The organism is Aequorivita capsosiphonis DSM 23843 (assembly GCF_000429125.1).
Classification (GTDB): domain Bacteria; phylum Bacteroidota; class Bacteroidia; order Flavobacteriales; family Flavobacteriaceae; genus Aequorivita; species Aequorivita capsosiphonis.
The window spans coordinates 13,862-26,853 of sequence record NZ_AUBG01000014.1 but is presented as its reverse complement, the minus strand read 5'-3'; the positions used below and the strand labels follow the sequence as shown (position 1 = coordinate 26,853).

At 37.5% G+C, this 12,992-nt stretch carries 13 protein-coding genes; 11 read left to right on the top strand and 2 right to left on the bottom strand.

The window, feature by feature from the left end; translation table 11 throughout:
• The first annotated feature begins 84 nt into the window (after positions 1-84).
• The 5 genes from G440_RS0112410 to G440_RS0112390 all read left to right on the top strand — a co-directional run bounded on the left by G440_RS0112410 (position 85) and on the right by G440_RS0112390 (position 4,998).
• Positions 85-576 (top strand): acyl-CoA carboxylase biotin carboxyl carrier protein subunit, encoded by a 492-nt coding sequence (locus tag G440_RS0112410; protein ID WP_026451599.1) that lies wholly within the window; start codon positions 85-87, stop codon positions 574-576.
• Complete coding sequence (accC, locus tag G440_RS0112405) at positions 572-2,011, top strand: acetyl-CoA carboxylase biotin carboxylase subunit (RefSeq protein ID WP_026451598.1); 1,440 nt, start codon at positions 572-574, stop codon at positions 2,009-2,011. The genes G440_RS0112410 and accC overlap by 5 nt, the downstream gene beginning before the upstream one ends.
• A 77-nt stretch (positions 2,012-2,088) precedes the next feature.
• Positions 2,089-3,630 (top strand): acyl-CoA carboxylase subunit beta, encoded by a 1,542-nt coding sequence (locus G440_RS0112400; RefSeq protein WP_026451597.1) that lies wholly within the window; start codon positions 2,089-2,091, stop codon positions 3,628-3,630.
• A gap of 69 nt (positions 3,631-3,699) precedes the next feature.
• Positions 3,700-4,464, top strand: coding sequence for an exodeoxyribonuclease III (locus G440_RS0112395; protein WP_026451596.1), 765 nt, complete (start codon positions 3,700-3,702; stop codon positions 4,462-4,464).
• Positions 4,465-4,680: 216 nt separating this feature from the next.
• The gene (locus G440_RS0112390) at positions 4,681-4,998 is read left to right on the top strand and encodes a YtxH domain-containing protein (RefSeq protein WP_026451595.1); all 318 of its coding nucleotides are present in this window, start codon (positions 4,681-4,683) and stop codon (positions 4,996-4,998) included.
• A 405-nt stretch (positions 4,999-5,403) separates the two neighbouring features.
• Here the strand turns inward: G440_RS0112390 and G440_RS0112385 are convergent, their stop codons facing one another.
• Both G440_RS0112385 and G440_RS0112380 read right to left on the bottom strand, forming a co-directional pair.
• Complete coding sequence (locus G440_RS0112385) at positions 5,404-6,012, bottom strand: hypothetical protein (protein ID WP_026451594.1); 609 nt, start codon at positions 6,010-6,012, stop codon at positions 5,404-5,406.
• Positions 6,013-6,017: 5 nt separating this feature from the next.
• Positions 6,018-6,797, bottom strand: coding sequence for a patatin-like phospholipase family protein (locus G440_RS0112380; protein WP_034259496.1), 780 nt, complete (start codon positions 6,795-6,797; stop codon positions 6,018-6,020).
• Positions 6,798-6,981: 184 nt separating this feature from the next.
• On the opposite strand from G440_RS0112380, the gene G440_RS0112375 reads away from it, so the two are divergent.
• The 6 genes from G440_RS0112375 (at position 6,982) to G440_RS0112345 (ending at position 12,980) form a co-directional block, all read left to right on the top strand.
• Positions 6,982-7,824, top strand: a complete 843-nt coding sequence (locus tag G440_RS0112375) for a universal stress protein (protein ID WP_026451592.1) — start codon at positions 6,982-6,984, stop codon at positions 7,822-7,824.
• A gap of 600 nt (positions 7,825-8,424) precedes the next feature.
• Entirely contained in the window at positions 8,425-9,648 is a 1,224-nt protein-coding gene (locus G440_RS0112365) for a metallophosphoesterase (protein WP_026451591.1), read from the top strand.
• Positions 9,649-9,796: 148 nt separating this feature from the next.
• Positions 9,797-10,579 (top strand): MlaE family ABC transporter permease, encoded by a 783-nt coding sequence (locus tag G440_RS0112360; RefSeq protein WP_026451590.1) that lies wholly within the window; start codon positions 9,797-9,799, stop codon positions 10,577-10,579.
• Positions 10,580-11,332, top strand: a complete 753-nt coding sequence (locus tag G440_RS0112355) for an ABC transporter ATP-binding protein (RefSeq protein ID WP_026451589.1) — start codon at positions 10,580-10,582, stop codon at positions 11,330-11,332.
• Between the two features lie 4 nt (positions 11,333-11,336).
• Entirely contained in the window at positions 11,337-12,302 is a 966-nt protein-coding gene (locus tag G440_RS0112350; RefSeq protein WP_026451588.1) for an MlaD family protein, read from the top strand.
• A gap of 45 nt (positions 12,303-12,347) precedes the next feature.
• Positions 12,348-12,980 (top strand): Crp/Fnr family transcriptional regulator, encoded by a 633-nt coding sequence (locus G440_RS0112345; RefSeq protein ID WP_026451587.1) that lies wholly within the window; start codon positions 12,348-12,350, stop codon positions 12,978-12,980.
• Positions 12,981-12,992: the final 12 nt, after the last annotated feature.

Sequence of the window (12,992 nt, the reverse complement as noted above, 5' to 3'; positions counted from 1 at the left end):
ACTTTTAGGCACCTTTTTAATATATAAGGATTTCCTATTGGCATAATCTTTCCACAAATATTACCTTTATCAAAATTTCTATTTATGGCAGAAGAATATAAAGCGATTGTCAATGATAATTTTGAATTTTCAATGACTTCGAAAGATTTGGAAACTCTTGATGTTATTTCCGACAATAAAAAATCCAATCTCATATATAACAACAAATCGGTTGAGGTTGAAACTCTTGATGCAGATTATGTTAAACGAAGCTACACCGTATCAATAAATGGCAATCGTTATCAAGTTAAGCTAGAAAACCAACTTGATGCGCTTATCTCTAAAATGGGACTTTCTCTGGGGAATGCTTCGGTTGAAGATGAAATTAATGCTCCGATGCCTGGATTGATTTTGGAAGTAAATGTTTCCGAAGGAGACACAATAAAAAAAGGCGATTTCCTCTGTGTTCTGGAAGCAATGAAGATGGAAAATACACTTTCAGCACCACGTGATGGAATTGTAAAATCCGTAAACATCGCTAAAGGTGAGACGGTGGATAAAGGAATGCTGTTAATTGAATTAGAGACAAATGATTAAAAAAATATTAGTCGCCAATCGTGGCGAAATAGCGCTTAGAATAATGAAAACCGCCCGAAATATGGGAATTAAAACGGTTGCCATTTATTCCGAAGCAGATAGAGATGCACCACACGTAAAATATGCAGACGAAGCCGTTTGTATAGGTCCACCACCTTCCAATGAATCGTATTTATTAGGTGACAAGATTATAAAAGTTGCCTTGGAATTAAACGTTGATGCCATCCACCCAGGTTACGGATTTTTAAGTGAAAATGCTGACTTTGGCGAAAGTGTAGAGAAAAGCGGAATGATTTTTATCGGCCCAAAATCGCACGCAATTCGTATCATGGGAAGCAAACTCGCAGCAAAGGATGCCGTAAAAGAATACGATATCCCGATGGTCCCTGGAACTGCCGAAGCAATTACAGATGTTGGTGCAGCAAAGGAAATCGCCAAAGAGATTGGTTTTCCAATTCTTATAAAAGCATCAGCTGGTGGCGGTGGAAAAGGAATGCGTATTGTTGAAAATGCCGAAGAATTTGAAGATCAAATGAAGCGTGCTATCAGCGAAGCCGAAAATGCTTTTGGCGATGGTTCGGTTTTTATTGAAAAGTTTGTTACTTCCCCGCGACATATCGAAATTCAGGTTTTAGCTGATAATTTTGGAAATACAGTTCATCTTTTTGAACGGGAATGCAGTATTCAACGGCGTCATCAAAAAGTGGTTGAAGAAGCTCCGTCTTCGGTTTTGACTCCGGAATTGCGAAAAGAAATGGGGGAAGCAGCTATAAAAGTTGCAAAAGCCTGCGATTATGTTGGCGCTGGAACGGTGGAATTCCTTTTGGATGACAAACTCAATTTCTACTTCCTCGAAATGAATACCCGTTTACAAGTGGAACATCCCGTTACCGAATTGATAACAGGACTGGACTTGGTAGAGCAGCAGATAAAAGTTGCTAATAACGAAAAACTTGCTTTTGCTCAGGAAGATTTAACAATCACTGGCCACGCTTTTGAAGTCCGTGTGTATGCTGAAGATCCATTAAACAATTTTATGCCTAGTGTTGGTAAATTGGAAGTTTATCGTCCACCGAGCGGAAAAAACATCCGTGTGGATGATGGGTTTACAGAAGGAATGCAAGTGCCAATTCAATATGACCCGATGCTTTCTAAGCTGATTACCTACGGAAAAACTAGAAACGAGGCGATGCAAACAATGCTGGAAGCTATTGCGGAATACGATGTGGAAGGAGTGAGCACCACACTTCCGTTTGGAAAGTTTGTCTTTGAACACGAAGCTTTCCGCAGTGGAAATTTCGACACCAACTTTGTAAAGAAATACTATTCCGAAGAAAAATTACAGGCAATCAATGAAGAAGAGGCAAAAATAGCAGCACTCTTCGCATTGCAACAATATTTAAAAGATTCAGAAAAACTTCGATTACCGAAGTAAATACTTTGCGTTCTCTGCGGCTCTGCGGTGTAATTTTACCGCAAAGACGCAGAGGGCGCAAAGAAATAATTAATTCTATGACCGACAACAACAAAAAACTGCAAGAAATAATTTCCGAAGCAAAAAAGGGCGGCGGAGAAAAGCGAATTGCAAAACAACACGAAAAGAAAAAACTCACAGCTCGCGAACGCGTAGAATATCTTCTTGACGAAGGCTCTTTTGAAGAAATGGGTATTCTTGTAACTCACCGAACCACCGATTTCGATATGCAAAAAGAAGTGTATTACGGTGATGGCGTCGTTACAGGCTACGGGACAATAAACGGACGATTGGTATATGTTTTTGCACAGGATTTCACGGTTTTTGGAGGTGCACTTTCGGAAACACACGCCGAGAAAATATGTAAAATAATGGATCACGCAGTGAGTGTTGGTGCTCCAATAATTGGTCTAAACGATTCAGGGGGCGCACGTATTCAGGAAGGAGTTCGATCTTTGGGCGGCTATGCGGATATTTTTTATAGAAACGTACAAGCCTCAGGAGTAATTCCGCAGATTTCAGCCATTATGGGTCCGTGTGCGGGTGGAGCAGTTTATTCTCCAGCAATGACGGACTTCACATTAATGGTGGAAGACAGTAGCTATATGTTTGTTACCGGACCAAACGTTGTAAAAACCGTTACCAATGAAAATGTAACTTCGGAAGAATTGGGGGGTGCAAAAACGCATGCCACCAAAAGTGGCGTTACGCACTTTACTGCTGCGAACGATATCGTTTGTTTAGAACAGGTAAAAACCTTGTTAAGTTACCTTCCGCAGAACAATAAAACCACTACTGAAAAACTGCCGTTTGAAGCTGCTGATGAGTTTCGGGATGAATTGGAAACTATCGTACCAGATTCTGCCAACAAGCCATATGATATGCACGACGTGATAGAAGGAACAATAGATAAGGATTCCTTTTTTGAAGTGCACAAAGATTACGCGGATAATATTATTGTAGGTTTTGCACGACTTGGCGGTAGAAGTATTGGAATAGTCGCAAACCAACCGATGAGTTTGGCGGGAGTTTTAGATGTGGACAGTTCCAAAAAAGGAGCGCGATTTACACGTTTCTGCGATTGCTTTAATATTCCACTGTTGGTTTTGGTAGATGTTCCGGGGTTTCTTCCAGGAACCGATCAGGAATGGAACGGGATTATTCTTAACGGCGCGAAATTACTTTACGCTTTAAGTGAAGCAACGGTGCCAAGAGTAACCGTAATTACCCGAAAAGCTTATGGTGGCGCGTATGACGTTATGAACAGCAAGCACATTGGCGCAGATATGAATTATGCTTGGCCAACGGCTGAAATAGCTGTGATGGGAGCAAAGGGCGCCAGTGAGATTATTTTCAGAAAAGAAATTGCTGCAGCTGAAAACCCAGAGCTAAAACTTTCAGAAAAGGAAGCTGAATATGCAGAAACTTTTGCTAATCCTTTTAAAGCTGCTCAACGTGGATTTATTGATGAGGTAATCCAGCCACGAGAAACACGTAGAAAGTTGTTGAAAGCGTTTGCGATGTTGGAAACGAAAGATGTAGTGCGACCAAACCGAAAGCATGGGAATATTCCGTTGTAAAATTTAATCAGAAATATGGATGACGTATTTCCATCGATAATTCTTCCTAATTAAAAAGATAAAGTAACCATGAAACTAATCTCTTGGAACATAAATGGCATAAGAGCAATAACTAAAAAAGATTTCTTTGAGGATATCTCTAAACTGAATCCTGATGTACTTTGCCTTCAGGAAACAAAAGCTCAAGACGACGAAGTTGAGAAAGCTTTGTCAAAAATAACTGATTATCATCAATACTATAATTCTGCCGAAAGAAAGGGATATTCTGGCGTTGCGATTTTAAGCAAGACAAAACCTATAGCTGTAACCTATGATATGGGCGTTGCGGAGCACGATACGGAAGGACGCGTTCTATGTGCAGAATTTGAGGATTTCTATTTGGTAAACACCTATGTTCCTAATTCTGGAAGTGAATTGGTAAGGCTGGGTTATAGAAAAACTTGGGATGCAGATTTTCTGGTTTATCTAAAAAATCTGGAAAAAGATAAACCTGTTATTCTCTGTGGCGACTTAAACGTTGCGCATCAAGCGATTGACCTTAAAAACGACAAAGCCAACTACAACAAAACTGCGGGCTATACGCAATTAGAAATTGACGGAATGGATAATCTTCTCAATATAGGTTTTGTAGATTCGTTTAGACATTTCAATCCAGAGAAAGTTGCTTACACTTTTTGGAGCTATCGATTTAAGTCTAGAGAAAGAAACACAGGTTGGCGGATTGATTATTTTTTGGTCAGCAATCCTTTAATGGACAAAATAAATCAGGTTGAAATATTATCTGATTATTACGGTTCCGATCATTGTCCCATTCAGCTTGAACTTGAATTATGATTAGGTTTAATTCTACATTGACTTTCAATTTGATTTCATGTTATAATACTTTTTAGAGGGTAGCGAGTTGATTGCCGGTGAGAGAGTGAGTTTTAATTTTTCACATCAGAATCATAAGAAAAAGATAAATATTTTATAAGAGTGACATAAATCATTTTGTAAAGCCTTTTATCATCTTAACTTTATATCATAATAACTAATTTAAAAACCAATATCATGAAAAATAACAATGGAGGAATGCTTATCGGAATATTAACTGGTGTCGCGATCGGGGTAGGAGTGGGAATTCTTTATGCTCCTGATAAAGGGAGTAAAACTAGAAAGAAACTAAAGCGTGCGGCTGCCGATACTACGGAAGATGTTTCAGATTGGTTAAACGAAGCCAAAAAGGAGCTTGTGAAAACAGCCAACGAGAATAAAGCTGAATTTGAGAAAAAGATTAAAAATTCCGTCGCAAATATGAGCGGTAAAGCCGAAGATATCATTAGTGATATGGAAGATAAGCTAGAAAGATTAAAAAAGAAAAACGCTTAATTGAAATATCATACCAATTAGATTTTTTAAATGTCGTATTAAAAATTTGAATTATTTTTAGTTCAGTTTAGGAAGAAAAATCGAGCATAGTCAAAGCCTACGATTGATTTTTATAACAACAGATGAGTTAACCTGGCTGCCGGCAGGCGGGAAAGAAACTAATTTTATGCGACATTTGAATGTTTAATTGGTATTAGAACCTAAGCCTTTTGATCTATTAACTAACCAAAGATCAAAAGACGGGCAACTTCTTTAATTCAATTTGGATGATTGGAAAGCGATGTTGATATAAACTATTAGTTACCAGACACTCACTATTTCCTAATACATTTTCATTCTCTTTTAAAACCTTAATAGAGGGTTATTGTCTTTCCACCATCATAAAGGGTCATATTGAAAAGTGGTTTAACTTAAAAAAGTAATTATAGTCACATAGATAGTCCAGAAACTTATTCCGTTGATAAACAATAATTCTGTCGCCCCATTAATCCCGTTTTTAAAAATAGAAAGAGCGACGGATAGCACAGTGAGTCCGATTATAATGATTCCTGAGATCCCAAGGAATTTGGCTTCGGGAAGAATTGCTACTTGAAAAGTAACAACTAAAGCTGGCAGTGATAGAAAGACTACTACTCCAAGCAGGTTATGAAGTATTCGTTGTAAAGATGGCGCGAGACTTTTTAAACTATAGGGCTTTAAATTATGAGGCACAAATGCGAGCAGCGCCAATGATCCAAAACCAAGATCGATATACCGGATTAACTTATGGTATTCTCCAAGGTCATAATATTCCGTTAGAAGCCAAAAGAATAGATAGGTGAGGATGGCCGTTGCAAAAAGTAGCCGTTTATATCCTTTTACAAATTTTTCGCCATAGAGATCTTTATTGCTAAAAAAACTGAGCGTCTGATTGTTTAAATCAAAACTAACATGCTTTAATGCTTTTTGTACAAAGTGAGGCAATAATCCAGCTTGTATAAACCCGATGAGCAATATTCCTAGTTTAATCCACATCGTTTTTAAAATGAATTACTACGCAAAAGATTTTCATTCTCCTTTAAAACTGCTATTGTCTCGGAATAGCCTAATTCAAAGATGGTATCTGCGTTACTCATTCCAAAGATGCCATAGCTGCCCAAATCTTTAGGAGCAATAACTAAATCGCATTTTGGAAACTTTAATTTCGATTCTGCTGCAGCCCCAATTTTTAGTGCTCTATCGGCTACAGAATAGGAGTGTTTTAGATCGTCAATACTTACTTTCTTTAGCGAATTAATAAAAACTCCTATAATTTTATCACAGTGTTTCTTCAAAGGCTCGACTGGAAAATTGTTTAGTATTCCGCCATCGATATAGTAAGAACCATTGATTTCGGTAGGAGTAAAAACCCCTGGAAAAGAAGCAGAAGCTATAATGGGTTTTATAAGCTGCCCCTTGCTAAAAATTTTTAAATTTCCCGATATCACGTTTGTTGCGGTAATAAATAACGGTTTTTCCAAAACATCAAAATTATCTCTTGGAAAGAATACTTGAAGATCCGCATAAAACTTTTCGGTATCAATAAATCCGGGTTTGTTAAAGGCGAATCTCTTGGCATGAAAAATAGAGGTTTCTTTAAAAAAACTGAATATTTCGGACCAATGTACGCCTCCCGCATATAAAGCCCCTACAATTGCTCCAATGCTAGTACCAGAAACATGAGTCGGAGAGATACCATATTCTTCAAAAGCTTTTAAAGCGCCTATATGCGCAGCCCCGCGTGCTCCTCCACCTGATAGTACTAGACCAACATTTTTCATTGTGACAATTGATTCAACAAATTAATAAAACCCAAAGATAATAAATCCTAAGTCAGGTCAATTTATCTAAGTTTCAATTGCCTAACTACTTTTAGAAATTGACAGATATGACTAAGGTCATTGTAAAATGCTGTTTTGTGATTTAAATTAGCTGTTTACAGGTATTAACATAAACACTTTCAAAATGAAAAACATATTGCTTCCAACAGATTTTTCCCAGAACGCTTTTAACGCTATGGAGTATGCCGTGCAGCTTTTTCAAGATGAAGACTGCACATTCTATTTACTCAACACATATACACCAGTCGCATATAATACTTCAGCATATGTAAATGGTCAATCGGCCATGATGATAGAGGAAATTACAAGAAAGACTTCAGAAAGTGAATTGCTGGAAATAGAAGAGAAGCTAAAGTCAAAATTTAAAAACTCAAAGCACACTTTTATAAGATTATCTTCTTTTAATTTATTGGTCAATGAAATTATAGCTGTGGTCAAGGAGCGCAACATTGATATAATTATAATGGGAACCAAAGGAGCGACAGGAGCAAAGGAGGTATTTTTAGGAACGAATACTATGTTTACTATTAAAAAAGTAACCTGTCCTGTAATAGCGATCCCAGACGAGTTTTCTTATGAAAAACCCAAAGAGATTCTGTTTCCAACGGACTTTAAGTTTTCTATGGAAAATAAGAGTCTAAAGCAATTAAAGTCTATTTGTACGAGCCATGAAGCGAGACTTAATGTTTTAAATATCTACTTCGGTGAGTCTTTAAGTGCGAAACAAGAGCAGTTAAAAAGTCAATTTGAACAGTTTATCAAAGATAATAATCACATTTTTCATACAGAGGAGTATGTAGATTTAGTGGAGGCTGTAGAGCGATTTCAAATAAAACAAAAGGTGAACTTTCTGGTTATGGTTCAAAATAAACATTCGTTTTTTGAAAACCTCTTGTTTAAACCAGTCGTAAAACAAATGGTATATCACACCAACGTGCCAATTATGGTAATGCCTGCAGTAGAATAATAATTTTAGGGATTGGGGATTCGGTACTTCGACTGCGCTCAGTATGACAGATTGGGGATTCGGGATTGAAGATATTTAAATGAAAGTAGAAAGTAGAAAGGATAAATTTGAAAAGGGAAATATGAGCGAAGGAGGAAAGGAGTTCTGTTTTTTTTTTCAATCCACACACAACTCTTGAGAATGATCCGTGAATATCCCAAACCTGACAGGTTTTTGAAACCTATCAGGTTTAAACTGTGGCCAACGGTTTACGGGTTAATAAATTTGTAATCGTCTCAGGCTTCAAAATCTTCCGAAAACCCTGAATCTTCCAGATTATTTATTCCTCAAATTCAACATTATCATCGTAAGAGGGATTGGGGATTCGGGGTTACGGGTAAAATTTGGAAGGACTTTTAAGTGTTAGGCCAATAAAATATTACTGGTACTTGGCTTAATAATAGTCTTCATTTCTTTATTTTTAGGAATAAAAGCGAAACATTAGAATCCAGACTGAAGTTGAACTTTAAAGCTGGCTTATTCAATACTAAAGAGTTTATTTAGCTATCAACGCGTGAAGCAAAGCTAAAAAAATAGTGGCCACCATAATAAAAACCAATAATGCGTACATATTCACTTTTTGCAATCTTTTTGTTGTGTCTCGTTATTGTGGGAGTAGATGCGCTTACTTTTTATTGGCTACAATCCATCACTCAGTTTATTGACTCTACGATAGTGAAAATGGTTGTTTATATACTGTTTTGGACTTTTACCATCGGCTTAGTCACTGCTATTTTAACACTTAAAATCCGAATGGACTCTGTGCCGGTAACTAGAAGACAATCTCTGATATCTTCATTATACGGACTAACCATTTCTTCTTTTATTCCGAAAATCATCTTCGTTATAGTTGTTAGCATTTTATACTTTTCAAATTATATTTTCTCCGACACCGATTCTTTAATCATTGTTCCCGTCGTAGGTTTAATAGCGGGATTTCTTCCTTTTTTCGTTATTGTATATGCCGTTTCTAAAGCGGTCTATAAATTTAAAGTTTACCGTGTTACTGTTCCTCATAAAGAGCTGCCGAAGGCTTTTGATAATTTAAAAATTGTCCATATCTCCGATCTTCACCTTGGAAGTTTCGGGTATCGATACAAGGTTTTGGAACGGGCAGTTAAGATTATAAATGAATTGGATGCCGACCTTATTTTATTCACCGGAGATATAGTAAATAATTTTTCTTGGGAATTGAACGGCTGGGATGAGGTCCTAGGAAAATTATCCGCCAAAAAAGGAAAATATGCCATCTTGGGAAATCACGATTATGGCGATTACAGTATTTGGGATTCCCCAGAAGCCAAAAGCGAAAATTTTAATTCTATAAAAGATTTCTTCGGTAAAATCGATTTTCAGTTACTTCTAAACGAAGGAATTGCGCTATCAAAAAATGATCAAAGCATTGCAATTATAGGTATTGAAAATTGGGGACTGCCGCCTTTCAGACAGGATGGAGATTTAATTAAAGCCTTAAATGAAGTGGAAGCTATTCCCTTTAAAATTTTACTTTCCCACGATCCTTCCCATTGGGATGAAGAAGTGTTAAAATACACAGATATTGCGCTTACACTTTCGGGCCATACCCACGGAATGCAAGCGGGAATCAAGATTATGGGAAAACAGTGGAGCCCTATAAAATATAAATACAAACGATGGGCAGGATTATATCATTTAAAAAATCAATACTTATACGTTACAAGAGGATTGGGCTGGCTGGGATTTCCGGGAAGACTGGGAATGCGACCGGAGATAACGCTTATTACCTTAAAAAGCCGTGAAAAATAAAACATTGAAAAGGATATTTCAGAAATAGAAAGTATCTATTAAATTCTTCAATAGTGAAAATTTTGCCTAAATCAATAACCGCTCTAGGCTGATTTATATCATATCTATTCCCTAAAAACCTACTTACATTTGAGTTTCCTATTTTTAAATGAATAAATCAAACACCATACTAGCCCGCACCAAATCATTTTTCGCAGAAATTGGCGATATGACCTATTTTGCAGGACGCTTTTTTCGAGAAGTGTTCAGCAGACCTTTTGAGGTTAGGGAATTGATGCGCCAATGTTATAATGTGGGCAATCGCTCTTTGTTGTTGGTGATAGTTACTGGCTTTATCTTAGGGTTGGTGTTCACGCTACAATCGCGCCCCACCTTGATGCAGTTTGGGGCTGAATCGTGGATGGCTTCAATGGTCAGTCTTTCCATAGTTCGGGAAATTGGTCCCGTGATTATCGCCTTGATTTGCGCAGGAAGAATCGGTTCAGGAATAGGAGCAGAGTTGGGTTCCATGAAAGTAACAGAACAGATAGATGCGATGGAAGTTTCGGGCACCAATCCGTTTAAATACTTAGTTGTAACTAGAATTCTCGCGGTCACTCTTATGTTGCCTTTATTAGTAATCTTGGGTGATGCCGTCGCACTTGTTGGTTCAGCAATCGTGGAAAACCTAAAAGGTGACGTCTCCTTTACACTTTACTTTAACCAAACATTTGATGCTTTAAAATTTAGTGATGTTTTTCCAGCGACCGTAAAGACTTTTTTCTTTGGTTTCGCAATTGGCCTTGTGGGAACTTACAAAGGATATCATTGTGCCAAAGGAACCGTTGGCGTGGGAGAAGCTTCAAACGCAGCAGTAGTTTATGCTTCTATGTTAGTGTTTGTAGTTGACTTTATCGCCGTTTTTGTAACCGATATATTTTTTACAGTATAAATGAATTCTCAAGAAAATAAAAAGCCTGTTTTACAGCTAAAAGATATTAAGAAGAGCTTTGGTGATAACCATGTGCTTAAAGGATTCAACTTGGAACTTTATGAAGGGGAGAACCTCGTTATCATGGGAAAATCTGGTTCTGGGAAATCGGTAATGGTTAAATGTATTGTGGGTTTAATTCAACCCGATAGCGGAAGTATCACCATTAAAGATCAAGATGTTATTTCTATGGGGCAGGAGGAATTGGATTTTTTACGTACTGAAATCGGATATCTTTTCCAAGGTAGCGCATTGTATGACTCGATGACAGTTCGTGAAAATCTGGAATTTCCACTCAGGCGGCATAAGGATAAAGTTGAAAATTTCCAGAGCACCGAAGCATCGGTAACGGAAGCGCTTGAAAGTGTAGGACTTTTGCACGCTATTGACTTGATGCCTTCGGAACTTTCAGGTGGAATGCAGCGCAGGGTAGCCTTGGCTCGCGCGTTGATCTTAAAGCCGAAAATTATTATGTATGATGAACCAACCACAGGTTTAGACCCTATTACGGCATACGAAATTATTCAGCTTATGCGAACTATTCAAAAACAATATAACACATCTTCCCTAATCATTACGCACGATGTGGATTGCGCGCGGGTTATTTCAAACCGAATGATCTTGCTGGTAGATGGAATCAATTATGCCGAGGGTACTTTTGAGGAGCTTTCAAATTCGAGCGATCCACAGACCCGAGCATTTTTTAAAAATTAAAGTTATGTCAAAATCAACTTCACAAAAAATAAGAGTTGGAATATTTGTGGTCATGGGAACTATAATTCTCGTGGCTGCTCTTTATTTCATAGGATCAAGACAGAATATGTTTAGCAAAAACATTCAGTTGTATGCGGTTTTTGATAATGTAAACGGGCTTCAATTAGGCAATAATGTGCGCTACTCAGGAATCAACGTTGGGACGGTATCCAACATTGAAATGATACAGGTAGGCGAGATTTCTATCGAAATGACGGTGGACGAAAAGGCGGCTTATTTTATTAAAAAGGATGCTCAAGCTTCAGTCAGTTCCGATGGCTTGGTTGGAAGTATGGTGGTTAATATTTTCCCTGGAAATAAACAGCAAGCAACAAATGTGGTTTCAGGAGATACCATTCACACATCCAATAAAGTTAGCATGGACGATATGCTTGAGACCCTAAGTACAACCAATGAAGATCTATCAAAAATAGCCAAACAAATCTTGATGGGGAAAGGTACTTTAGGCACCTTGATCAATGACACTATTATGGCGCAAAACATTCAGCAAACACTTGTTGAACTCAGAAAGACTTCGGAAGGAACTGGTGTGGCTATGGCTAAAATCAATCAGATTATTTCAAAAGTCAACTATGACGAAAGCGCTGCAGCAGTTTTGTTGAGCGATACGGCTTCCGCAAATCAAATAAGAACAGTATTCAGCAATCTTGAAAATTCTAGTAAGGATGTTAATGAGATGACCGAAAGTCTAGATGCTTATATAAAGGAAATAAAGTCAGGAAAAGGCGCTCTTAATCATCTTACGCAAGATGAAACTTTTGTGAGGGAAATAGATTCCACCATGCTTCAAATAAAGGAGGCTTCGGAAAAACTAAACCAAAACATGGAGGCTTTGCAACACAATTTTTTCTTCCGTGGATATTTTAGAAAATTGGAGCGGCAGAAGAAGAAAGAGGCGAAAGAAAAGTAATCTAAAAGCTGTATTTTAGCTATCCGAATCTATAAATAATTTCTAATGCTGAATAATTTAAAGGATAACTTCTCCCATCTTTTTGAGGATGCACTTCTAGAAGAAATAAATAATGTAGGCACTTTAAAGGAGGTAAAGGAAGGGGATAAGCTAATAGAGATTGGCGATTATGTTCGGTCTATGCCACTTCTTATTTCTGGAGCTATTAAAATTTTAAGGGAAGATGATAATGGAGACGAGTTGTTGCTCTATTTTCTAGAACGTGGTGACACTTGCGCTATGACTTTGACATGTTGTTTGGGACAAAAAAAGAGTGAGATCCGTGCTATGGCAGAGCTGGATACAATCTTGATTATGGTACCGATTCAAAAAATGGAAGAGTGGATGGGCAAGTACAAAAGCTGGCGCAATTTTGTGCTTCAAAGCTATCACGAACGCTTAACCGAAATGCTCGAAACCATTGATAGCATTGCTTTTTTAAATATGGATGAGCGTTTGGTGAAATATCTTCAAAATAAGCAGAAGATAACAAAAGACACTATAATCAATTCCACACATCAAGAGATTGCCTATGAGCTTAACACCTCGCGCGTAGTGATTTCGCGTTTGTTGAAAAAGCTGGAGAATTTAGGTGAAATTGAACTTTTTAGAAATAGCATCAAAATAATTTCACTTTAGAACATCATTTTT